At 58.9% G+C, this 23,434-nt stretch carries 20 protein-coding genes and 1 pseudogene; 5 read left to right on the top strand and 16 right to left on the bottom strand.

Annotated elements, in window-relative coordinates; genetic code table 11:
* Positions 1 to 42: 42 nt before the first annotated feature.
* From BUS12_RS11995 to BUS12_RS11980, 4 genes are all read right to left on the bottom strand, one after another.
* Positions 43 to 2,772, bottom strand: coding sequence for a TonB-dependent receptor (locus BUS12_RS11995; protein WP_074297403.1), 2,730 nt, complete (start codon positions 2,770 to 2,772; stop codon positions 43 to 45).
* 1,074 nt (positions 2,773 to 3,846) lie between these two features.
* Positions 3,847 to 5,586, bottom strand: coding sequence for an arginine--tRNA ligase (gene argS, locus BUS12_RS11990; protein ID WP_074295897.1), 1,740 nt, complete (start codon positions 5,584 to 5,586; stop codon positions 3,847 to 3,849).
* A 292-nt stretch (positions 5,587 to 5,878) separates the two neighbouring features.
* Positions 5,879 to 7,420: a methyl-accepting chemotaxis protein gene (locus BUS12_RS11985; protein ID WP_074295896.1), complete on the bottom strand. Its 1,542-nt coding sequence runs from the start codon at positions 7,418 to 7,420 to the stop codon at positions 5,879 to 5,881.
* 176 nt (positions 7,421 to 7,596) lie between these two features.
* Entirely contained in the window at positions 7,597 to 7,947 is a 351-nt protein-coding gene (locus tag BUS12_RS11980) for a VOC family protein (RefSeq protein WP_074295895.1), read from the bottom strand.
* A gap of 87 nt (positions 7,948 to 8,034) precedes the next feature.
* On the opposite strand from BUS12_RS11980, the gene BUS12_RS11975 reads away from it, so the two are divergent.
* The gene (locus BUS12_RS11975; RefSeq protein WP_253190055.1) at positions 8,035 to 8,364 is read left to right on the top strand and encodes a VOC family protein; all 330 of its coding nucleotides are present in this window, start codon (positions 8,035 to 8,037) and stop codon (positions 8,362 to 8,364) included.
* A gap of 411 nt (positions 8,365 to 8,775) precedes the next feature.
* Here the strand turns inward: BUS12_RS11975 and BUS12_RS11970 are convergent, their stop codons facing one another.
* The 6 genes from BUS12_RS11970 to BUS12_RS11950 form a co-directional block, all read right to left on the bottom strand.
* Complete coding sequence (locus BUS12_RS11970) at positions 8,776 to 9,150, bottom strand: VOC family protein (RefSeq protein WP_074295893.1); 375 nt, start codon at positions 9,148 to 9,150, stop codon at positions 8,776 to 8,778.
* Positions 9,151 to 9,182: 32 nt separating this feature from the next.
* Positions 9,183 to 9,905, bottom strand: a complete 723-nt coding sequence (locus BUS12_RS11965; protein WP_074295892.1) for a helix-turn-helix transcriptional regulator — start codon at positions 9,903 to 9,905, stop codon at positions 9,183 to 9,185.
* Between the two features lie 207 nt (positions 9,906 to 10,112).
* Entirely contained in the window at positions 10,113 to 10,577 is a 465-nt protein-coding gene (locus BUS12_RS11960) for a DUF6882 domain-containing protein (protein ID WP_074295891.1), read from the bottom strand.
* Between the two features lie 246 nt (positions 10,578 to 10,823).
* Positions 10,824 to 11,192, bottom strand: a complete 369-nt coding sequence (locus BUS12_RS11955; RefSeq protein WP_074295890.1) for a hypothetical protein — start codon at positions 11,190 to 11,192, stop codon at positions 10,824 to 10,826.
* The gene (locus tag BUS12_RS38775) at positions 11,185 to 11,346 is read right to left on the bottom strand and encodes a hypothetical protein (protein ID WP_171991629.1); all 162 of its coding nucleotides are present in this window, start codon (positions 11,344 to 11,346) and stop codon (positions 11,185 to 11,187) included. Before BUS12_RS38775 ends, BUS12_RS11955 begins: the two co-directional genes overlap by 8 nt.
* A gap of 281 nt (positions 11,347 to 11,627) precedes the next feature.
* Positions 11,628 to 12,020, bottom strand: a complete 393-nt coding sequence (locus tag BUS12_RS11950; protein ID WP_074295889.1) for a nuclear transport factor 2 family protein — start codon at positions 12,018 to 12,020, stop codon at positions 11,628 to 11,630.
* Positions 12,021 to 14,163: 2,143 nt separating this feature from the next.
* On the opposite strand from BUS12_RS11950, the gene BUS12_RS11935 reads away from it, so the two are divergent.
* Both BUS12_RS11935 and cfa read left to right on the top strand, forming a co-directional pair.
* Entirely contained in the window at positions 14,164 to 14,946 is a 783-nt protein-coding gene (locus tag BUS12_RS11935; RefSeq protein ID WP_074295886.1) for a CPBP family intramembrane glutamic endopeptidase, read from the top strand.
* A gap of 406 nt (positions 14,947 to 15,352) precedes the next feature.
* Positions 15,353 to 16,528 carry a cyclopropane fatty acyl phospholipid synthase gene (gene cfa, locus BUS12_RS11930; RefSeq protein ID WP_074295885.1) on the top strand — a complete coding sequence of 392 codons (1,176 nt, stop codon included), beginning with the start codon at positions 15,353 to 15,355 and terminating at the stop codon, positions 16,526 to 16,528.
* 41 nt (positions 16,529 to 16,569) lie between these two features.
* On the opposite strand, the gene BUS12_RS11925 is transcribed toward cfa, so the two are convergent.
* Positions 16,570 to 17,874 (bottom strand): adenylosuccinate synthase, encoded by a 1,305-nt coding sequence (locus BUS12_RS11925; protein ID WP_074295884.1) that lies wholly within the window; start codon positions 17,872 to 17,874, stop codon positions 16,570 to 16,572.
* A gap of 144 nt (positions 17,875 to 18,018) precedes the next feature.
* Here BUS12_RS11925 and gcvA point away from each other — a divergent pair, with 144 nt between their 5' ends.
* Positions 18,019 to 18,921: a transcriptional regulator GcvA gene (gene gcvA / locus BUS12_RS11920; protein WP_074295883.1), complete on the top strand. Its 903-nt coding sequence runs from the start codon at positions 18,019 to 18,021 to the stop codon at positions 18,919 to 18,921.
* Between the two features lie 312 nt (positions 18,922 to 19,233).
* Complete coding sequence (locus tag BUS12_RS11915) at positions 19,234 to 19,740, top strand: hypothetical protein (protein WP_074295882.1); 507 nt, start codon at positions 19,234 to 19,236, stop codon at positions 19,738 to 19,740.
* Positions 19,741 to 19,946: 206 nt separating this feature from the next.
* On the opposite strand, the gene BUS12_RS11910 is transcribed toward BUS12_RS11915, so the two are convergent.
* From BUS12_RS11910 to BUS12_RS11885, 5 genes and pseudogenes are all read right to left on the bottom strand, one after another.
* On the bottom strand, positions 19,947 to 20,177 hold the full coding sequence (locus BUS12_RS11910; RefSeq protein ID WP_074295881.1) for a hypothetical protein: 231 nt from the start codon (positions 20,175 to 20,177) through the stop codon (positions 19,947 to 19,949).
* A gap of 150 nt (positions 20,178 to 20,327) precedes the next feature.
* Entirely contained in the window at positions 20,328 to 20,783 is a 456-nt protein-coding gene (locus tag BUS12_RS11905) for a GNAT family N-acetyltransferase (protein WP_074295880.1), read from the bottom strand.
* Between the two features lie 61 nt (positions 20,784 to 20,844).
* Positions 20,845 to 20,988: pseudogene (locus tag BUS12_RS38140) on the bottom strand (LysR family transcriptional regulator); the annotation flags it as partial.
* A gap of 213 nt (positions 20,989 to 21,201) precedes the next feature.
* Positions 21,202 to 22,446 (bottom strand): MFS transporter, encoded by a 1,245-nt coding sequence (locus BUS12_RS11890; protein ID WP_074295878.1) that lies wholly within the window; start codon positions 22,444 to 22,446, stop codon positions 21,202 to 21,204.
* Between the two features lie 103 nt (positions 22,447 to 22,549).
* A complete protein-coding gene (locus BUS12_RS11885; protein WP_074297398.1) occupies positions 22,550 to 23,386 on the bottom strand; it encodes an alpha/beta fold hydrolase in 837 nt (278 codons plus the stop codon).
* Positions 23,387 to 23,434 lie beyond the last annotated feature (48 nt).

Below are 23,434 nucleotides of genomic sequence, written 5' to 3'. Positions count from 1 at the left end.
CGGTTCGAGAGGAACAGGAGTGCTACTTGCCTTGCTGCGTCTTCAGAACTTGTACGTCGCGCCGATCTGGGCGAAGCGGCCAACGTAGGTGTACAGCGACTGGTCGTAACCGGACTGATCAAGCGAGTTGTCGGCCCAGAGCGGATCGAACGGAGGCGCACGATTGAAGATGTTGTTCATGCCACCGTAGATGGTCCAGTGCTTGAAGCCCGTGTACGTCACCATCAGGTTGAACTGGCTGTACGAACCGACCTTGTCCGACGGTGCGGTCGCGGCCTGAGTTGCGAGCGTCTGGGCATACGGTCCGGTGAACTGCCAGGTCAGCGCGGTGTTGAACTGGTGATACGCCCATGACAGCGTCGTATTGCCCTTCCAGCGCGGGAAGCTGCCGCCGAACGGTTGGGTCAGCGTGAAGTTGTTGCCTGCGCCGTTGACCTTGCCCGTCGGTGTGCCGAGGTTGAACGCATCGACGTAAGCCCAGTCGGCCGACAACACGAACGTACCGACCTTCGTCGGCAACGACTGGCGGAAGGTGCCTTCGAAGCCGTTCGTATCGAGGTAGCCCAGATTCTCGTACGGGAACACTTCGTAGAGGGTCTGACCGTTGGCCGGGTTCGTGACGATCTGCGACGGGGCGAGCGCTTCGCCGATCACGTTGGTGATGCGGATCTTGTACCAGTCGAGGCCCACGTCGGTGGTACGGGTCGGCGAGAGTTCGAAGCCGATGTTGTAGTTCTTCGTGCGTTCAGGCTGCAGATCCGGATTGCCCGAGGTGATCGTAGTGACGGTCCCCGACGGAAGATCCTGAATGCCCAGCGTTTGCGACTTGCTGTCTTCGACGAAGGTCGGTGCACGGAAGCCGCGGTTATACGACGCGTACATCGTCATGGCCTGCACCGGCTGATAGCGCAGGGCGAAACGCGGCGAGAACGCGCCGCCGAAATCGCTGTAGTGGTCGTAACGGCCGGACTGGCTGAACGTCAGGTTCTGGATGATCGGCACATCGATCTGGTAGTAGACCGCGGCGACGTTACGCTGGCCGTTCACAGTTTCCAGATCCACGTTCGCAACCTGGCCGGTCAGATACTCGGCGCCCGGGCTGATGAACTCGCTCTCGTGCAGGAACTGCGCGCCGAAACCGATACCCACATCGCCCGCAGGCAGGTGGAACAGGGTCGGCGTCGCCAAGGTGGCGTCGACCGTATCGAGCTTCGAAATCCCTTCGTTCGTGGCGCTCTGATACAGACCATTCAAGCCGTTCGGCGTCGAGGCCGGGTTCGCGAAGTTGAACGTGCCGTTCTGGAAGATATTGGTCAGCGCATTCGCATTGAGCTGGTTCGTGTACGTATTGTCGACCGTGCTTTGCGAGTGGCTGATCGAGGTCGCCCAATCCCAATCTCCGTTCGGTAACGCGAACGTTCCCTTGACGCCGGTGGATGCGCGCCAGAAATTGGAATCCGTCTTTTCGGCCACCGCCGCCGGGAACGCATACGTCAACGGGGTAGCCGCACCAGTCGTGTTGTACGGGTTGGTGAGCGGAACCGTATTGTTGAACGGGCTGAGACCGGTTCCCGGCGAATAGATCAGTGTCGGCGTTTCCGGGTTGCCGACAATGTTGTTCCACAGACCGTCGTTGGTCGTGGTCTGGTTGTGGCTCTCCCACAGATCGGCGTACGCCGTGGTGGTGTCGTTAATCTTGAAGTCGGCGTGAACCTTCGCGCTCAGACGTTGCGTCTCCGGCACGATGGAGGTGTCGTTGGCCGTATTGGCGGCACACACTGTCCCGCCGCCTGCAAGCGCGCCAAGGTAATTGGTGCCGGCCGGACGCACCGAGCCGCCGTTGGGGCAACCCGCGAGCGCCTGCGCACCGTTCGCCGTGTTCCAGTACGACGGCGCGAGCAACGACAGCCCGCCCGGCATGTTGGTGAAATCCTGATTGGCCGTTGTATCGCGATCCGCCAGCGTGGAGCCGGCGTTGTCGTAGTAACTGGCCGATGCGGTGACGTTGAAGCGGTCCGAGTTCAGATCGCCGAAACCGCCGAGCACACTGAACTTCGTCGTGCCGTTGCCGGCTCCGTCGCTCACTGAGCTGCCGTAGCTGCCGTCGAGTTGCAGACCTTGAAAGTCGTGCTTGGTAATGATGTTGACCACGCCCGCAATCGCGTCCGAGCCGTACTGCGACACGGCACCGGTTTTGACGATTTCGATGCGGTCGATCGTGTTGAGCGGCAGCGTGTTCAGGTCGAAAAAGTTGTCCACGCTGTTCGAGAAGAACGCGAACGGCGCGACCCGTTGCCCGTCGATCAGGACCAGTGTGTATTTCTCACTCAGACCACGCAAGGCGATACCTGCGGCGCCTGCGGCGAAGTTGCCGGTCTGGCCTTCGCTCCAGCTATTCGCGGAGTTGGCGGTGGTGGTGCGCAGGAAGTCGGCCACGCTGGTCGCGCCGCTGTCCTGGATGTCCTTCTGGGTGACCGTCTGCACCTGGTTGAAGCCGACCTTGTCCGAACTGCGGATCAGCGAGCCTGTCACCTGGAAGGTTTGCAGCTGCTTCACCGCGCGGGTACCGGTGCCGGTGACGCCCGAGGTGCCGGGCGTTGGAGGCGTGGTGCCGCTGGTGGTACCGCCTGGAGCCGTGGCAGGCGTTGCTGGTGTTGCCTCCGTTGCAGCCGGCTGGCTTTGCGCGAACGCCGGAACGGCGATCGCGGCTGAGAGTGCCAGTTCAGCCCAGATTATTCTTCGAATGGCGATTGCTAATGCCCTTTGTTTCATCATTCCCCTCACACTTGTCAGTAAGGCCATACGCTGTTGTGCGAAGAGAGGTCTTTTGGACCTCCCCACTCCATGCTCGGCGTGAATCCGCCGGATTCCGTCAGCAGCTTCTCCCACGCCGGTCATCGCGCAGTGGGTCTTGCCACGCACAAGGCACGGCTGACCGCATGGGGAAGCTGGTGTTTAGTATCGGAGTACTAAACATTTATTATCGGATTGCGCAGCGTTTTTTATCTTGCTAGACGCGTGTCGGAGATCCAGTCTCACTCGCTTCAGATGGCTGGCGACCGCGTCTGCTTATCAAGCACACAGAAACATTATGCATTCCTTACGAAATGCTTTACTGCTATGCCACTTCGACTCACTGACCGACGGGTACTGCGGGGTATCGGATCGTCATTGCAGCCGCTACCTTGAGCGGCATGCCAGACCTCTTGAGATATGCCTTACGATTAGTTGCGAAACACTACCAAGCCACAATGCCCGAGTCAAAATTTGTTTGATAGAAATAAAACTTGTTGTTTTCCGGCAGGGAAATCGAATGACGTGGCGTGGCGGGAGGGTGCCAGGAAAGCCGCTGGTTTTGTCCGCGGTGACCGGAGAGAAGGGTGCTCGCATGGCCGACAGGCGGCGCGTAGCGGCGAGTGACGAGGTGGCCGCCTGGTCTTCGCTAGGCGTGTGCGCTGCGCAAAGCGTCGCGCTCGATGCGAGTGCGTAGAGTGCTGCGTCTAATCAGTGTGTGAGCCTGGGACGTCCTTACGAAACCATTAACGGCCGCGCACGATGACGCGTGCGCGAGGCGGTTCGTTAGCCGTCGGTGTCACAGATTGGGATATCGCGTTGCGCGGCCAAGCCGCTTTGCTCGTTGTTGTAGCGTGTGCAGAACAGGCCGCTTGTTAAAACGTGAATAAGCGACGAGATTCGGGCCCTTATTGATCAAACACACGCATCGCGGCAAGGCACAATGGCGACTCTCTCAGGTTCTAGCACGCCCTCGGAAACGCTAGAATCTTTAGGCCGGCGCGAGCCGGTCTTCTTTTTTCTGCCTGTCGCCTGCCATCCGGCGCTGAGCCGTCACATCGCTTCCAGAACTTCGATACCTAGCAGTCCGAGTCCGGTGCGCAACGTATCGGCGGTCAGCCGGCATAGCTGCAGCCGGCTCGTGCGCGTCTCGCCCGTTGCGTTAAGTACCGGACACGCTTCGTAAAAGCGCATGAGGGCCGCCGCGAGTTCGTACAGATAGGCGCATAGGGTGTTCGGTAAGGCATCCTGCGCGACTGCGAGCACGGCGTCGGCAAAGCGCGCCAACTGCAGCGCGAGTTGGCGCTCGGCGGGTTCCACGAGAGTCACCTTGGCATTGACGTCCCATTCGCCGGCGCGGCGCAACACGCTCTTGATACGCGTGTAAGCATACTGAAGGTATGGCGCGGTATTGCCTTCGAAGGACAGCATGCTGGCCCAGTCGAATACGTAATCGGTACTGCGGTTCTTGGCGAGGTCGAAGTATTTGATCGCGCCGATGCCGACGACCTGGGCCACCGCTTGCCGCTCCGCTTCCGGCAACTCCGGACTTTTCTCGGTGACGAGATTGAAGGCGCGTTGGGTGGCTTCCGCGAGGAGTTCGGCGAGCTTGACGGTATCGCCGCTGCGGGTCTTGAACGGCTTGCCGTCGTCGCCGAGCACCACGCCGAAGCCGACATGCTCCAGTTGCACACCCGCCGGGACGTAACCCGCCTGACGCGCCACGGAGAATGCCTGCTGGAAATGCAGCTTCTGCCGGGCGTCGACCACGTAGAGCATCCGGTTGGCCTTCAGCGTGGTGGCGCGGTAGCGTATTGCGGCGAGGTCGGTGGTGGCATAGAGGTAGCCGCCATCCTGCTTCTGCACGATGTACGCGGCCGGCACGCCGTCCTTGCTGCTGAACTCGTCGAGAAAGACTACCTGTGCGCCGTCGCTCGTCACGGCGAGCCCTTTGGCCTGCAGATCCGCCACCACCACGGGCAGGTCGTCGTTATAGGCGCTTTCGCCGTAGACGTCCGCAGGCGTCAGACCCACGTTGAGCCGGCGATAGATCTCCTCGCAATGGCTCATGGAGACCTCGAGAAAACGTCTCCAGAGCTCGAGTACGCGCGGATCGCCACCTTGCAGTCTGACGACGTAGTCCCGCGCCCGATTCGCGAAGGCCGCATCTTCGTCGAAGCGTTTTTTCGCATGCCGGTAGAACACTTCGAGATCGGCGAGGGCGAGGTTCGATGCGTCGTCGGGACCGGCTTCGTCCATGCACGCCGTCAGCATGCCGAATTGCGTGCCCCAGTCGCCCACGTGATTTTGCGCGACGACCTTGTGGCCGACGAAACGCAGGACTCTCGCCAACGCATCGCCGATCACGGTTGAGCGCAGATGCCCAACGTGCATTTCCTTGGCGAGATTCGGCGACGAGTAATCGATCGCGACGCATTGCACGGCGTCTCCGCTTACGCGCGGGACGGCGAGGCCGCCCTCGTCGTCGAGCGCGGTTTTGACCCAGCCGGCCAGGTAGTCCGGCGCGACCGTCATGTTGATAAAGCCTGGTCCGGCAATCTCGATGTGGCTGGCAATGCCGTCGAGCTGCAGATGCTCTACCACCGTTTGCGCGAGCGCGCGCGGATTGAGCTTGCGCGACTTGGCTGCGGCCATGATGCCGTTGGCCTGATAGTCGCCGTGTTCCGGACGGCTGGCGGGCTGAACATTGGCGGAGGCGTCCGCACAGCCGGCTGCCGCGAGGGCAGCCTGGACGCGCGCATTGAGAAGCTGGAGCAGGGTCTGATTCGGCATCGATAAGGATGGGTATTGGATTGTGTGGGGACGCGGCCAGGCAGGGCAAACCAGAGCCCTGTTGCTGCATGGGAGGCGGAGAACGCGGCCGCGGACCTTGATGCTGGCCTGGAGCGGGCAGTGTGCCGCCGCGCTCGAAACGATGGGTCCTTCAGGCGATTCTACATGGCCTTGGCGAGGCCGCGGCCGGGGAAGGCGGGGTGGCGGGACGCCGCGAGGAAAGCGGCGTCGCTCAAAGAGGTCTGCGGCAGGGTATCGGACTGCACCTGACGGTCCGTGCAAGCCCCGGACATCAAAGCCTGAAGCGCGACACCGCGAGCTGCAATGCCTTGGCCTGTTCGTCCAGCGACAGCGCCGCTGCCGTCGTCTGCTCGACCAGCGCCGCGTTTTGCTGGGTCACCTCGTCCATCTGCGCGACTGCCCGGTTGACCTGTTCGATGCCGTCGCTCTGCTCGCCGGATGCGGCGGCGACCTCGGTCATGATGTCGCTGACGCGCCGGATCGACTGCACGATTTGCTGCATCGTGGTGCCGGCGGTTTCGACGAGACCCGTGCCGTCGCCGACGCGCGTAGCCGCCGCCTGGATCAAGCCCTTGATCTCTTTCGCCTCTGCGGCCGAGCGTTGCGCGAGCGTGCGTACTTCGCTTGCGACCACCGCGAAACCGCGGCCCTGTTCGCCGGCGCGCGCGGCTTCGACCGCGGCATTCAGCGCCAGGATGTTGGTCTGGAAGGCGATGCCTTCGATGGCGCCGATGATGGCCGACATCTTTTCCGACTGATCGTGGATGTCGGCCATCGTGCCCACCACCCGATCCATCACGCCACCGCCGCTCGCGGCGATCTCCGAGGCCTCTTTGGCGAGCTGGCTGGCGTGGCTCGCGTTGGCGTTGTTCTGCTTTACGGTCGCCGTCAGTTGCTCCATGCTGGCGGCGGTCTGCTCGAGGGCGGCCGCTTGCGATTCGGTGCGGCGCGACAGGTCTGCATTGCCGGCGGCGATTTCCTGGGTGGCCGTCACCATGCTGGCGCTGCCGTCACGCACCGACGACACGGTGCCTAGCAGGCCGTCGCGCATGGCCGAGAGCGCGCGCATCAGATGGCCCATTTCGTCGTGGCCGTCCGCGGCGATCGGATGCGTGAGATCGCCCTTCGAAATCGCCGAGCAGGCGCGCACTGCGTTGGTCAGCGGCACGGAGATCGCCTTTTGCAAGCCGAGCGCGCACAGCGCGGCAATGGCGACGCCGAGCAACATCACGGCGGCCGACACCATGCTCATGGTTTTGAGCGTCTGCTGGAAGCCGTCGTAGTTGTCGGAACCGCGTTTGAGCAGGTACGCGTTCAACTGGTCGGTGCTTTTGGTCAAGGCGAGCGAGAGGGCCGGCATGGTCGTCATCGTGATCGTATCGGCCGTCTTGGGGTCGCCATGCTGCAGCGCTTGCAAGGCCGGTTCGATGCCTTCGTTGAGCAGCTTGTCGAAGTTCGCGGACACGACGTCGGCGAGGCGTTGCTCTTCGGCGTCGTGGGGTTGCGCGAGGTAGCGGGCGAGTGCCTGCTTCGAGGTGCCGAGGTAGCCGTGTACCTTGGAGATCAGGGTCGGCAGGTCGGGCGATTCGGGATGCAGCAGCGCGCGGTCCATCGTCACGCGGGCAATCGCAAGGTTGTACTTGCTGTCGCCCATCGCGACCGCCGAGGCAAGTTGCACGGAGTAGGTTTCACGCAGGGCGGTCCTGCCGGAGTCGGTGCTGACCTGGCCCAGCACGCCAATGGCGAGCAGAAGCGTGACAAGGCATCCCACCGTCGCCCAGATGCGGATCTTGATCGAGAGTCGGGAGAACATGTTGGGGCGAAAGCTCCGGCAGAGTTGACGTCCGGACCAGACAGTCCGGTGTTACTGTCAATATCGGCGGCTGGGGGCGAAACTTTATGTTTTTTGGTTAAAGGTAAGGGTTGTTTCGGGGAGGGGGCGGTTTAGCCCCCGCTCGATACCGCGCGCCTTGGCGTCAGCCGCGGAACCTACTCGTGACAGGTACACAACTCGAACTCGTGACCATCGGGGCTCGCCATTACGATGGTGTTCGTGGTTTTGTCGCTGATGCCATCCAGTACGACCGTCGCGCCAAGCGCCTTCGCACGGGCGAGGAAATCCTGCAACGCCGCCGCATCGAATTCGAACACAGGCACGCATGCGCTGCCGACGAGTTCGTCGCCGAAATCGTTCAACAGCAAACCGAGGCGAACCTCGCCCACGAAGAACTCCGTCCACTTCTCCGACGTGCGACTGGGCGGCTGTCCTAACAGGTTCTTCCAGAACGTTACAGCGCGTGTCATGTCGGCGACTTTGAAATATGCGGTTCGAATTCGCATCGAATGCTCCAAGTTTGAGTTCGCAGAGAGTATCATCGCGAGTCCGAAATAAACAGGACTCCGCACACGACTCAACCGATATGCGCAGTGCTTATTCACGTCCCTGACGTGCCGGCCGGATTGCAGTGGTATCAGTCCGCTTTCGTCGGATCGGAGTTGCGTCACGTGAGCGATTTCGACTTCACTTATCTCGAGTTCAAAGGTGTCGGCATTGAGATCGTCCCCAGCGACGAGAAGGTGTCGTCAGGCGCGGCCGGCAGCGTCGTGTATTGGACTGTGGATGATTTCGATGCCGCACTCGCGCACTTCGTTGCGGCTGGCGCGACCCTGTATCGGGGGCCGGGGAAGATCGAAGAGGGAAAGCTCATGTGCCAGGTGCGCGATCCGTGGGGTAACTGCATCGGCTTGCGCGATTGACCTGACCACGCCGAAATGATTGCCAGCCCAATTTACGGTTCCGTAAGGCAGCGAATCAACGTGTGCCGCTCTGGATAGTCGGGCTCAGCGGCCTGCCAGGTGATCCCGTAACTGCTCTCCATCTGCAGAGCGTGGCGGTACACAGCGGTCGGCCAGACGCCAACAGCGCACGCAGTAAATCGCCGTGATGGTAACGTGCAGACTCTTGATCACTCGGGCTAGTACTCGTTTGACGGTAGCGAATGTAGCCGTCGAGAATGTTCAGATTCACTGGCGATCGGCTCAGTTCGACTGAAGGGACGTTCGTGTCTCCCTAAAACGGCCGTTCGCAAATGAACGGCCAGCGAAGCTACGGGCGGCCGTGATGAGCAACCGAAGTCAAGGAAAGTTACCGTGTTCCGGCGGGTTTCCTCAACGCTTTGGTCGAGAAAATATGTTAACGAGGTTCCCATCCGGGTCACGCAGCAACAGCGAGCGATTGCCCCACGGCATCGACGTCGTCGGCATAACGATGTCTGTCCCCGATGCATTCATTCGCTCGAACACTGCGTCAACGTCCTCCACTTCAAACTCCAGGATCGCCGACTGATTCGCAGCCGCTGTGGCAGCACCGACATTAAAAAGCTTAATCAGGTGCTCAGACGAAATCGCAAGCACCGCCCCTTCGAACTGCATTTCGGCAAATCCATCAGCCGGACGTGCAGCCTCGATACCGGAAAGTTCTTGGTAAAACTCAATCAGATCTTCGAGATTCTGGGTAACAACACGAACAGATGCGAACTTCATTTTGAGTTCCTGATTAAGAGAGGAAGCTCAGTTTAATGGTCCATACTGTCAGATTCTGGCAGTATCATGCGGCTAGCTACATGATGGACCTTGCGCCACTCACGAAGCAGCGTTGACCGTTTTTTGGGGTAGCGCTCCTGCATTTGCTCGACGTTCGAGATCCGGTCCGAGCGGAAATTCCGAAAGTCTGCTCGAAGCTCGCACCAACACATCAGCACCCGGGCCTGGTCGAAATACACCAAGGCAAACGGCCAAACTACACGCTGCGAGTTAGTACCATTGCCGTCCTCATAAGTAATATTAAGCTTTCGCTCCGCTCGAACTGCTGCACGTAGAAGGTCTGGCGAGACCTTGTGGGCAGGTCTCTTCAACGGCGCGCCGACTAGCAGCGACGATTCCTCCAGTTCTCGACGCAGTTCAGTGGGCAGTACGGCGGCCACCTTCGCCAGCGTGCTCAGCGCGCCGTCCGATAGCGTCTTGTCGCCGCGATCAGCCACCCAGCGCATGCCAAGAACCAGGGCGTCGAGTTCCTCCGAGCGGAACATCATTGGCGGCAGCATAAAACCCGGCTTCATAACATAACCAACGCCCGGCTCCCCCTCGATCATTGCTCCTTGCGCTTGCAGACTGGCGATGTCCCGGTATAGCGTGCGGATGCTCACGCCGAGCTCCTCGGCCAAAGCGTGACCACTCACGGGACGTCGATAACGCCGTAAAACTTGCAAGAGATCGAGGAGACGTTCGGAGCGGGGCATACGTTGATCCTGATATTGACACCCAAGCAAATCGACGACGCCATCGGTTACTTCGAACCGTGCAGCAACAGGTTGCGTCCAGATAGAGATTGCATTGTTGACGATCTATGAGGCTCTGTCGAACGTCTCCTCCAAGCTGGCTGTTGCCCGATGCGGTGGACACAGGTCATATCCAAAGAACCTTTCAGCTTTGCCGAAAGCAGCCTTTCAGAATAGACATCGCCGGACGGAAAGGAGCAGAACGTAATACTGGTTTGATCCATTGGGGATTCGGTAAATCCCATCGGCCGCGAGGGCAGAACATGACATCGCTGCGATTTCCCATGCCATCGTCTCATCGCATGGGATTGTCGCTTGCCTGAAAACCTCAAAGCCCGTCAAGTTATATAAAGACTGCGTTTTTCTGGACGCATCCTGCACGTCCATCGGAAGACCTTCATCCGACCAAGACCAACGAAAACGCTGTTTGTCGAGGGAATGCGTTCCTACCGGCAATATTGAAGCCTCGACGGCTGGGGCTTCACCGTCGAAAAATGTTAAAAGAGTAGACGAAAAATCGACAACGAAACGCTCACGGCTCCCGATGCCGAACGAACTAGATAGAACCGTCTGCTTGTCGCGGAGTTCAGCAAGAGAGCGTTCCAAGAACGCGTCAAATTCTTCGTTTTTCACCGGTGTTTGTTTGGTCTGATGCTACCTTCATTGTCCGCGATCTGCATAGCTCTGCCGAACGGCCGAGCCCGGAAGTTCGGCCAGCGCCCGTCAGTTACCTGCCCGAGCTCGGTACGAACTTCCCTTGTCGACCCGTTTGAGTCACTCAGATAGCAGGGGCGACGGTCCGCTGCGCACCGATATGAGACATTCCCACGAAGCACTGCAAGCCCGCCTTGAGCGGGCCTCGTTTGAAGGCTTTTCTCGTTACTTCGAGAGCTTCTTTCGGAGCAAGTCGGTCATCTTCGCCTTGGCTCGAACAACGAACTGGTCTTCTGTTTCGTCGCGCAATGGGATTCCGATAGACTGGCTCAGTTCGTCCGTAAAGCCTTCACTTTGCACGATTTCTTTCACGCCCTGAGCAAAGCTTTGCTCGGTTTCCTTTCCCCCAAAAATCGCAGCGGCGCTGCTGATTCCCGCAATGGTGGTGGTCAGGTTGCTTTTCAGTGCAAGTGCCGTAATCTGAAGCGCAGTCGCTCCCTGTTGAGACTTTAAAAACTCTTTGAAGCTCTTCTTCTCGCCGTCTTCGATAGCGAGTTTTTCAGTGATAGGCAGATTCGGCTTGAAGTTAAGCATTGGCTTTTCCGTCCTTGTTTGCTTTGAAGAAAGCGCGGAACATTGCTTCGAAGGTATCTACCACTGCCTTGATAATTGCTTCCTTGGCAGACTCTGGGAGCTTGTTCCAAAGTCCCATAATCATGCTGAAAAGCTTCGCTAGAAACTCGAACATCGTCTATATCCCCGTGTATGGTGCACTCACATTCTAGCGGCTTTGCCGTGGCGAGTGCGACGTGTCATCAGACACGCCGAATGACCGAAACCCGTTCAAGTTCCGCCATATGTCGCCGTCGAGCATGCGTCGCCTCCTGGCTGCGAACCCCGCCCAATGTCCAGCACGCGTGAACTCGCCGGCCCCGCATCGTGCGGCGGACCGTAACGTACCCGACAATTTTCCCGAAAGCTGCCGTTCAGGTGGTAAATCTGCGGTGACGTTGCTGCTTCACGCGTCGTTCACTCAATTCGCTCGACAAATCGCGCGCGATCAAACGGAGCTTCGTATGGCTCTGGCCAAAATTCGACCATGTGCGTGACCTTGCCGTGTGCAATCGTGAAGAGCGATATTGCTCTCGCGTGTTGGACGCCGTCTGTGACAAACACATCCGACACAGCCTCATTTTCACTCCCGAAGATACGATTGATCGTGAAGACCCATGGCCCATGCGCCGGATATTCGGTGTTGAGTAACGCAAAATTGGTGGCGCCCCGGATACGCTCTTTCGATTGAGGCCACTCAAGGATGAAGTCCTGCGCCAGAACCGCCTCGACGGCGTGAAAATCGTTTGTGGCCATGAGGCGCCAAAATTCTTGAACCACCTGAGAAGCGGTATTGGGAGAGGTAGTCATTGTGTTGGATGTAGAAGGAAATCAGCTTCGGAAATCTAGCGACAATTGATTGACAACGATCTGGATACCCAAGTTGAACGGTCGAAACTGGCCGAGCTGAGAAATTTCGTCGCCGGACCTCGAATGCGTCTCAAGCGCGTGGACAGGAGGTCTCGAATTGCGGCAACGGGCTTGAAAGTATCGTGTCCATCCATGAAAATTGAACGGACACTGGGACGCTATTGTAGAAGCAGTGCCGACGGGTACCCGACGCGTCAAGCACATGTCGACCTGCAACAGACCTTTGGATTTGCCAAAACCAGCCATTCATACAACGTTTATGGCTGCACTTGTGCGTATCGAGATGTGCCATCCTCGCGGACTACTACATACCTCGAACGAGTGGGCAACGACGGTTTTGGTTGTCATCAGGCCTGAACGTCCCTCCGCGCGCTTTGTAGCTGCTGTGCCGCTAACTCTCTACGGACGACTTGCTCGAAGTGCATCGTAGCCGTGGCCGTCTCACGTCTGGCAACGCCCACGACGTTGCGTACAATCTGAATCGGGGTGATGACGAGACCCCACGGGATCCCCCACCATCCCCAGACAGCGGATTGGAGAATTGCAAGCAATTGCTTGTTTCGACCGCATCGTCGACAGGAAACGTGCCGCTGTGTGGCCCATTGCGTCACGATGAGCAGTGAGACAACGCGGTGTGCAGCGTGTACGTCGATCGGACCGTCCTGGCGTTTACATATCGGGCATGGCCCATGCCGCCATCTCTCGACGAATTGATGAACCGCGGCCGCAGGCAGGCGTTCAGCAGCCACGATGACCGAATGCCGTTGTGAGCACCTCGCTCCACAATAGCGATAGCCGTCAATCGACTGGCCACCGATAAAGAACATCTTTCCGCAATTGCAGCACTCTGGCACGTTACCCCCTGACTTTTCTTGTAGGTCGAGTGAATCGGATCGATACGCTGGAAAGGTCGGCTGCTATTTTGGCCGTTCACCATTGACGCATCTAGGATGCCAACCCGAATGCATCATTTAACGGCGCGCTCTAGGCGATCTTTAGTGAAACGCCGACGATCCACACCCCAAATCGGCAACGATCTTTGAAGCGACGCAGCGGAGCCGCGTGAGTTAGACGCCTCATTCATCCGATAGGCATAAGACGACCCTGAGCGGTCCTCCTAGGCTCTAAAAACCAGACATTCGATCAGCGTAATTGGAGGTTGAACTCATAGTGCTAAAAGAGATTTCGACCAGCGAAGTCAACGCTTGCTGGCCACGGGAGCCCTGGTGAAACACGACAGCGCCGTTGTCCGCGCGCATCTCAAAGGCCTTCATCCGGTCACCATAAGACTCGTAAAAGTAAGCGTCAGATACTTGTGCCGCCTGACTGCGATACTGCACGAAATCCGGGTAGACCTTTCTGCACACGTCTGGACCTTTTACAGGAACGAGCGAAAGAACTCGTGAATTGACAGTTGCCAAAGCAGCGGTCGTCGATGATCTAGCGGTCCAACATGACCGACGGAAAGTGACCGAGTACCGCCTGACGCATCGTATCAGACAGCCCCATTGCTACCGGCCATCCGTGTCGATTGACCGTTTGGCCGTCACCGTACTTCGTACCTGTAGCTGTTTCCATAGCGCCCCATCTGGGTCCCCCTAAAGTGCTGGTCTCCGACGTTGAGCAGCCGGGGCAGTTGAAGAAGCTCGCCGTTGCGTCCCGGCTCTTCGTAGAGGTGTAACACTGCAACAAAGAGCGCGGCTATCGAGTTGACGCAGTTCTTTAAGTTTGCTTTTGGAAAGTGTTTGTCGCGGTGGTGCTTGACCTTGTTATGGTCTTGCCACCAGATGGGCGGCTGAACCGCCCCGGGAATCCGGGGCGGTCCACCCCTTCCGACGCAGACTATGATCAATGGCAGCGGCCAGCAAACATGCGAACGACATAAGCCGACCCCGAAGAAATGGTCAAACCGCCCCAAAGCAGCCATTGAATCACCGCGCATATTCCCAAGCGGACAAAAAACGCTCACATATCAGGCCGCGCACGGCGAAAATAGACAATTTCTGGAAGAGTATGTAAAAGTCACTGCACTTCTATAAACATGCGGCTTGGCAGAGGGCGGCATGCCCTGGAGCGAGATTCCATGTCTATCAGCATCGTTGATGTCGTTCCGCACCTACGACAAATCTTCGCCGTGGCACTAGTCGCCTTGCAGCCCTTCCACGGCTTACGCCGGACGCGAAGTCTGCAACGGTTTACCAGTACTGCGGGCAGACTATCGGCGTACCGTTCGATCGTTCTCTGGACATGGACCACATCCGCGGTTGCCGTCGTGCTGATCCTGCCTGGAAATATCCTGCTGACGGAGCGACGCGTCGATGACATGTTCTGGTTGCTCGGCGTGACCCCGGTGCGTCTGGGACTGTCCATCCTGATAGGAATCCTTATCTTCGCGTTCTTCGTTCAGATGGTGTTCCTCGGGTCAACGACTGATCGCAGGGCGCAATACGCGAAGGTCGCCGGTAGCTTCCGCTTTTTTCTTCCGGTAACGACGGAGGAAAGATGCTGGTGGCTGGCTGTCAGCCTGACTGCTGGCATCTGCGAGGAGGTGCTTTATCGCGGCTATCTGCTCCAGTTTTTCTCAGGAAAATTCGAAGGCTCGCTGTCTCTTGGACTGACCGCCGCCTGGCTACTCAGCTCGGTGGCGTTCGGATTGGCGCACTTCTACCAGGGTGTACGCGCAATCGCAAAGACCGCAGTGGTCGGCGCGCTTCTTGGAATCCTGGCGATCCTCACCGGCAATCTGATTCTTCCCATCCTTGTGCACGCGCTAATGGATGCGGGGCATCTATGGACATATCGGCCTCAGCAGGACGACCCGAATAAAGCAGACCGCCTGATTCGCGGGTACGACCTGACGAGCTAACCAAAAAGCTCAAAGGCTCGCTTATGCTTGAGGCCGTCCGTAAGGCGCATGCCCTCCCTCCGATAACCCCTGTCAATCGCGCCGATCAGCGATAAGCATTTCACGGCGGCATAGAGAGTATGTGAACATCCGTTCCAACAAAACGACAGAAAGGATCGGGGAAATGTCCGTACTGCGAAACCTCCGTATCGGCACTCGGGGCGCGAGCGGCTTTGGGCTCGTGCAGATAACGCCGACTTCAGTCGGCATTGATGCCGCAAACGGCACGATCCGCGATGCAGCCTGAACCTATCGGGTCAATGCGTATTTTAAATTTCACAACCTCGGTAGCCCCAGCTATCGTGCTGCCCCAAAACCAGATGGCGGTAGGTCCGCGGCAAACAATACTCGTGTAACTGGAATCGGTATGAATCAAGAACAGCAGTCTCTGCGCCAGTCCCAATGCGATCTTCCGGACCAGGCTAGCGACGCACCTGACATTCTGGCCTCGCTGCTCGAGAAGGCCGACGTGGAGATCAACGGCGACCGTAGCTGGGATATTCGGGTTGTCGATCAGGAAGTCTACAGGCGGGTATTTTCCAGTTGGTCCCTTGGCTTCGGCGAGGCTTACATGGATGGCCAGTGGGAGTGCCAACAACTCGACGAACTGTTCACGAGGTTGCTCCGCACCGATATCGAATCGGCCGCGGTGGGTATCTCGAAGCTTCGACTTGTCTTCGAGCATCTCCGTCATCGCTTTTTGAACCTGCAATCGAAAGACCGCGCGTTCCAGGTGGGCGAACGTCACTACGATGCGGGCAATGATGTATTCGAGGCCATGCTGGACAGCCGCATGATCTATTCATGCGGCTACTGGGAAAACGCGAAAGATCTGGAGCAGGCACAGTTCGACAAACTGGACATGATCTGTCGAAAGCTGAAGCTCCGCGCTGGAGAAACGCTACTCGACATAGGCTGTGGCTGGGGCGGGCTCGCCAGATTCGCCGCTGAGCGATACGGTGTCGTAGTGACGGGCGTCACTGTTTCGAAAGAGCAACTGGCGCTGGCCAAAGAACGTTGCAAAGGACTACCGATCACATTGATCCTTCAGGATTATCGCGAACTGCGAGGGCGTTTTGACAAGATCGTCTCCGTCGGCATGTTCGAGCATGTAGGACCGAAGAACTATGCAACCTACTTCGATACCGCGAAGCGCCTGCTGGCCCCCGAAGGTCTGTTCCTGCTGCACTCCATCGGAATAGCCTCGACCAGCCAGGGAACTGACCCCTGGCTCGACAAATATATCTTTCCGAATGGGAAGCTTCCCTCTGCAAAACAGATTTCCGACGCGGTTGAAGGCCGCTTTATCATCGAAGACTGGCACAACTTTGGGCAGGACTATGACCGCACCTTGATGGCATGGTGGGACCGCTTCGACGCGGCATGGCCGCGCCTCCAGTCACGCTACGACAAGCGCTTTTACCTGATGTGGAAATACTATCTGCTTTGCTGCGCGGGATTTTTCCGGTCACGGCAAGGACAACTCTGGCAACTGGTGCTGACCCATGCTGACCGCGCGGAAACCTATCGCTCGGTCCGGTAGCGCCACCGGCTGCTCGCTGCGGAGGCGCCGGCATGGGTCAATCAAACTGCTATGCCGTCAGTTTCCTCGAATGGAGATCGCACGACAATCGCGTCATCACGTTCAGCGCCAGTGGTAACCATTGACACCGGAATGCCGACTTCCTGCTGAATCGCTTCGATCAGCGCTGCGGCCTGGCGGGGCAGGTCGTCATAAGACCGGATGCCCCGGGTCGAACCGTCCCAACCATCAAAGCGCTTGAGAACCGGCTGCAGGCGTTGCTGCGCGGTGTTGGTGGACGGCATGTAGTCGATGCGCTTCCCATCAAGCTCATAGCCTACGCACAGGTAGACCGAATCGAAACCGTCGAGAACATCCAGCTTCGTCAGCGCCAGGAGGTTGATACCGGCGACCTTGCTGCTCTGCCGCAGTTGCACCGTGTCCAGCCAACCGCAGCGACGCGGACGGCCGGTATTGACTCCATACTCGCCACCGCGCTGCCTGAGCACGTCACCGAGTTTTCCATCCACTTCGGACGTGAAAGGGCCTTCGCCAACACGCGTTGCATAGACCTTGCTGACGCCAAGTACCTGCCCAATGCGCGAAGGGGCGATGCCGGTGCCACTGGCAGCGCCAGCGGCGACGGTGGTCGACGACGTCACATAGGGATAGCTACCCCAATCCACGTCAAGCATCACGGCTTGCGAGCCTTCGAATACCGTGCGCTTGCCCGATGAATGGGCGTTGTCGAGCTGTTCCCAGACGCGTCCCATGAACGGCAGGATTCTTGGTGCCATGGCAAGCAGGTCGCTCAACATCCGGTCTCGCTGGAAAGGTTCCAGACCGAGGCCGCGAAACCACGCGTTATGGTGCTCAAGCAGTCCATCGAGCTTTTGAGCGAGCAGTTCCGGTTCAGCAAGGTCGCTGACGCGTAATCCTCGGCGCCCAACCTTGTCTTCGTATGCCGGACCGATACCGCGTAGCGTAGTGCCGATCGGCTTGGCGCGCAGGCGTTCCTGCTCGGCATCGATCGCGCGATGGATCGGCAGAACAAGCGTGGCCGTCTCGGCGATCTGCAGCACCTCTGGCGTTACGCGGATGCCCAGCGCGGCCATGCGGTCAATCTCTGCAAGCAGCGCTTCGGGGTCAAGGGCGACGCCGTTGCCGATCAGACCAAGCTTTCCGCGCACGATCCCGCTGGGAAGCAGCGCCAGTTTGTAGGTCTGACCATTCACGACAAGCGTATGGCCGGCGTTGTGGCCACCGTTGTAGCGGACAACGATGTCCGCTTTCTCGGCAAGCCAATCCACAATCCGGCCTTTTCCCTCATCGCCCCACTGCGCGCCAACCACAACAACATTCGACATACGGTAGTCTTCCTGGTGACTTAATCAAACAGATCGAGAAGCAGATCTGCGGACAAGTGGCCCAATATAGTGGGCCACCGCAGTCACGAAAATCGATATAAACTCATCATAATTGTCAGGAAAACTCACATAGAGATTCACCGTATGCCACGTCGTCTGCCACCGTTGAACGCGCTGCGTGTGTTTGAAGCTGCCGCCAGGGTCGAGAGCTTTTCAGCCGCAGCCGATGAGCTTTGCGTCACGCACGGGGCCGTGAGCCGGCAGGTGGGACAACTGGAAGCCTGGCTTGGACACGATCTGTTTGAACGCCGCGGCCGAAGGGTCGTACTGACCGCGCCGGGGCGCGCTTACTTGTCGGAGATATCGGCGGCGCTCGACCGCATCGCGTTGGCGACCAATGAACAGCTTCGGGTCACGCGACAGCAGATCATCCGGGTCAATGCGCCGACCACTTTCGCGTTGCGATGGCTATTGCCGCAGCTTTCCAGCTTTCAGCTGACCAATCCGGCGGTGGAAGTGCGACTGACTACTTCGGATGAACCGATCGAAAGGCTACGCGACGAATGCGATGTGGCGATTCGTGGCAGCGAGCAGAAGCCGGCAGGCTACGTGGTCAACGAATTTCTGTCGGAAGTCCGACTGCCGGTGTGCTCGCCCAAGGTGTTGGAGTCTCATCCGATACACCATGTTTCGGACCTGGCGCATCACACCCTGCTGCACACGGCGACCTATCCCGGCCTTTGGGCCGAATGGCTTGCGGCGTGCGGCAATCCTCGGCTTGCCGCACGCAATTCCCAGCAACTGGACCACTTTTATTTGACCTTGCAGGCCGCCATTGATGGCTTGGGTATTGCGATGGGCCCGACCGCGCTTGTAGCGCTAGACGTCGAGGAGGGGCGTCTCGTGTTTCCGTTCGACGGGCCGGCCCTGCCGGCATGGCGCTACTGCAGCTACGTCCACAGTGCACGCCTTGGGGATCCCGCCATCAATACCTTTCTGACGTGGTTGCGCGAACTGGGGCATCGTTTCTCACGCAATGCTTGGTGAATAGCACTGACTTCATCAATATCGATCAAAACTAATAGCGGGTATTGATGAAGCCACTTTGAATGAGTCGGACTTCTTTGGAGCGACATTTCCTGATTGTTCAATCCACACACTCGTGTCGAACGTCTCACGATGACCGATCGCTGCCCGACGGCGAGCGGCTCAGGTCGACCCACAGGGGACTTCAGATTTGCCGAAAGCTGCCGTTCACATAGCTTATAGGCTGCTCCGACGTATAAGATCGGTCGAGGCGAAAATTCAACACTCTGACTCGCTGCAGCGACTCAGAGTTGTCTTGGAGTGGGAATCCTCTTGAAAACAATCGTAAAGCGCTTCCTGTTAGTGCTGATCGCCCTGATGGCTTGCGTTCGTGGTGGAGTTGCGCTGGCAGAAACCCCATCTGACCAGTCCTTTTCTCCTGATCCAAAAATCCAGAAAATTGCGGAAGCCTACTCGCTAGACGCCGTCGACTTCTCCGCGAAACAGTTTGGAATAAAACTCGACTGGTCGGACGCGAGTATTGCAAATGTCGAAAAGGCCTTGGCGCAAATGAGTTCATCCTACGTCAGCACGAGTCCCAAGCCAACGGACGAACAAGTCATGTCATTTGCGAAAGCCTACGGAAGTTACGTCGGAGAGGTGTATCGCCGCAATCATGGTGGCGAATGGGGTATGGTCACCCTTGGCGGAAGCCGATTCCCGGGTCTGCGAACCACCTCAGGTTCCAGCTTCTGGCCATGGGGACGAGTATTCAATCGGATCACAAAGGGGACGGAGGACAACATCGCCGACTACTACGCGGCCCTATTGAAAAGGTAGCGGACGGCGCATCCGGTCAACTTGGTCTTGACGGTGTCAACGATTCAGGCCACGACGTCGAACGGCCGAAACTGGCCGAACTGAGCCCAATAACAACCGGCCCGGCCCGGCCCGGCCCTTGAAACCCACCAATATTGACCAGAGTGGACGAGCGCTTTCGGTCTGCCGCGTACCCTATCCAGAGAGTCCGTATGCACAACACGGCATCAAACGACCTGGTCTGTAATCCGAACGTGAGCATCGGTGATGTGGAACCCGTACTTCGCGATGTCGTCCAGACACTCTCCCGGGTCAACGCCGGGGTTCGGTTTATCCCGGCTCAGTTCCACTGACTTGAATGAAACCCAGGGCGCGAACCTTGCAGGCAGATTCGCCCCCGTGGCGTCTGCCGTCACGCCGAACACACGACCGGGTCCACGAAAAATATAAACAAGCATTTCGTTAACTCCTGCGATGGACGAATCCCCAAGGCGCATTGTCAACGATTCGGGTGGCAGAGTCGAACGTCCTTTCCTCGCCTAACCCCACCCATGTCAACCACCCCAGCAAAGCGCGACGGTTATCGTGTGTCCGCACGAAACCCGGACTCAGGCTGCGATGTGTTTCTGCATGAACACACTCAGCGGGTCGTTCGTGTAATCGCCGAACGGTCCCTGGCGCTCGTAACCGGCCGACGCATAGAAAGCCAGCGCCTCATGTTGGTACGGTCCGGTTTCGAGCTTGAGCAACTTGCAGCCAGAGCTTACGGCCCCAGACTCGAGCAGAGCCAGGAGTTTCCTGGCCACGCCTTGCCCTCGGCCGCGAGGACTGACGTACATGCGTTTGAGTTCGCCAAATTCAGGACCGAGGACTATCGCCCCACAGCCGATGGCCTCACCCGTGCTATCCCTCGCAACGGCAAACAGGACATTGGGTTGCCTCAACGACGCCAGCTCAAGGACGTGCCTGCTCTCTGGCGGGTACAGGGTGTCCTGGTAAGCGTCCAGCTGAGCAATGAGGGCGATCACGTCAGGTTGATCGGGGGATTCGAAGGCGATAGTCATGGCTGAAGAAGTGGGTGAAGGGGAGCGTGGAGAAGAAGCGCCTACCGGTTATAACAGCTAGCCGGGCCATGCCGGTCTCGCGGATCTCCACCAACGCATCGGCCAGTTCGCCGAGCAGCCGCCGTGCCTGCGGGAGAAAGTCCCGCCCGATTTCCGTGAGGGCGATTGAGCGTGTCGTGCGCTCGATCAGCGTCACGCCGAGAATGGATCGGGGCGGGCGCCCAGCCGTACAGCGAGGTCATCGAAGCCTGGCGCACCTCTTGCCCGCGCCTGCCGGTCTGGGAGGAGGCCAGCGCGCGCGGCTATCTGACGCGAACCCATTCACCCGGCGGCGTCGCCGAAGTGAGGGTCAGCGAGGCCGGCGCCGCCCACTTACGCGCCAGCCGCAGCGTGCCGAGGCATGACTCGCAGGGCGGGCTCAAGACACCTTGAAGCTTTCGGTGCGTGCCATCCATGCCAGTCCGATAACGGCGATACCCGCACAGAGCGCCGGCAGCAGGAAGACATTGGGAAGGCCCAGGAATGCAACCCCGAAACCTCCCGCGATGCCGCCTAACGCCGAGGCGAGAGCCGTCGAGCTCATGAAGATGGCCGACGCCGTCCCCACCGCATTGGGAAGCAGGCGTTGAGCGACGAGGATGCCCAGCACCATAAATACGCCCCAAACGCCCCCCATGAGGATCTGTCCGGCGAACATGCCCGCTGCGGACGGCCAGAGCGCAAAGCAAAGATTGGCAAAGACCCCCATGGCGGCCGCGAGACACATCAGCCATACGTTGCCAAGCTTGCGGCCCAGTCCGATGCTGAAGGGCATGATGAGCAGCTCGATGAATGGCTGTATCCCGATGACCGCTCCCCGTACGGCAGGACTTAGCTTGAGGTGTTCTTCCATGTAGATCAGCAGGAATCCGTACTTTACCGGCTCCCCTGTGTAGACCAGCACGAAGAGTCCTGTGAACGTCAGCAGTGGAAGCATGGCACGCAGGCTGGCGTGATGCGCGGGCTCGCTCGCCGATGCCGGCTTGAGCTTGACGGTGGGGTTCAGCGTTCCGAGCGGTGCGATCTGCAGAAGCATGCAGATGGAGGTCATCCAAAGCATGGGGCGCAGGCCATAGGCAGCCGCCACCCACGCACCCAGGACCGGCCCGACGATCCATCCGCCGGTCAGCGCCATCCGGATGATGGCGACGACACTTTCATTTGCGTCGCCGGGCTTGTCGATGAGTTCGTCGTGGACAGCCGCAAAAATTTGCGAGGCGCTAGCACCGGAAACGGCCAGCAAAGCAATGGCGATGATGAAGGGCATCCAGACCGAAGTAGCGAGGGCCAGCCCCGCCCAGCCTACAAAGCCCGCCACAGCACACATGCGAAAAAGACCGAGGCGATTCCCTGTGCGATCGGAATAGCGGCCGACGCAATACCCCGCGACTGGCGCGGCAAGGCTGGTCAAGTAGTACAACCCCGCCAACGGCAGCGAGGCGCCGAGCTCCTTCACCAAAAACAGAACGATCTGTGGTGCAGCCGCCGACGCGCCGAGACCCGACAGAAACATCGCCATCGTTGCGCCGAGAAAAAGCCTCGAAGCTGCAACTTGACGCAATGCAGATTGACTACCGGGTCGGTCAGACATCGTGACAGACTGACTATCGCTGTGGTCGGACATGGTGAAACGCCCCCGGATGACAGACGAACAGGGTTGCCGTTGGGATGCAGGCTTGAAAGCGAAATTGACCGGGCTTTGTCTGCCCGGTCTCATGTTGTAGTGCTTATGCCTGCACGAAAGCGAGAAGATCCGCGTTGAGGATCTCCGCATTGATCGTCAACATGCCGTGCGCGTAGCCAGGGTAGGTCTTCAGCGTGCCGTTCTGAAGCAGTTTGATTGACTTCAACGCCGCATCGGCGATCGGCACGATCTGGTCGTCTTCGCCGTGTAATACCAGCGTCGGGACGGTAATCGACTTGAGGTCGCCGGTCTGGTCGGTCTCGGAGAAGGCCTTGATGCCTTCGTAGTGCGCCAGCGCGCTACCCATCATGCCCTGTCGCCACCAGTTATCGATCACGCCCTGATGGACGGCCGCACCGGGACGGTTAAAACCGTAGAAAGGACCGCTCGGCACGTCGACGAAAAACTGGGCGCGGTTGGCGGCAAGCGCATTGCGGAAGCCATCGAACACCTCGAGCGGAAGACCTTCGGGATTCGCTTCGGTCTTGAGCATCAGCGGAGGCACGGCGCTCACCAGCACCGCCTTGGCGACCCGTCCTGCCGGTTGCCCATGCTTCGCCACGTAACGCGCCACCTCGCCGCCGCCTGTTGAATGGCCGATATGCACGGCATTGCGCAGATCGAGCGCTTCAACGACCGCGAAGGCGTCCGCGGCGTAGTGATCCATGTCGTGCCCGTCGGAGACCTGCGACGAACGACCATGGCCGCGCCGGTCGTGCGCGATGACCCGATAACCCTTCTGAACGAAGAAGAGCATCTGTGCATCCCAGTCATCGGCAGACAACGGCCAGCCGTGGTGGAACACGATAGGCTGGGCATCTTTCGGGCCCCAGTCTTTGTAGAAAATATCGACACTGTCTTTCGTCGTGACATACGGCATGGTCATTCCCTCCTCGAAGATGTTGAGCGAAAGGCGCCACCATCATCC

Origin of the sequence: Paraburkholderia phenazinium, from assembly GCF_900142845.1 — a bacterium.
Taxonomy (GTDB): domain Bacteria; phylum Pseudomonadota; class Gammaproteobacteria; order Burkholderiales; family Burkholderiaceae; genus Paraburkholderia; species Paraburkholderia phenazinium_A.
This window is presented reverse-complemented; position numbering and strand designations above follow the sequence as displayed.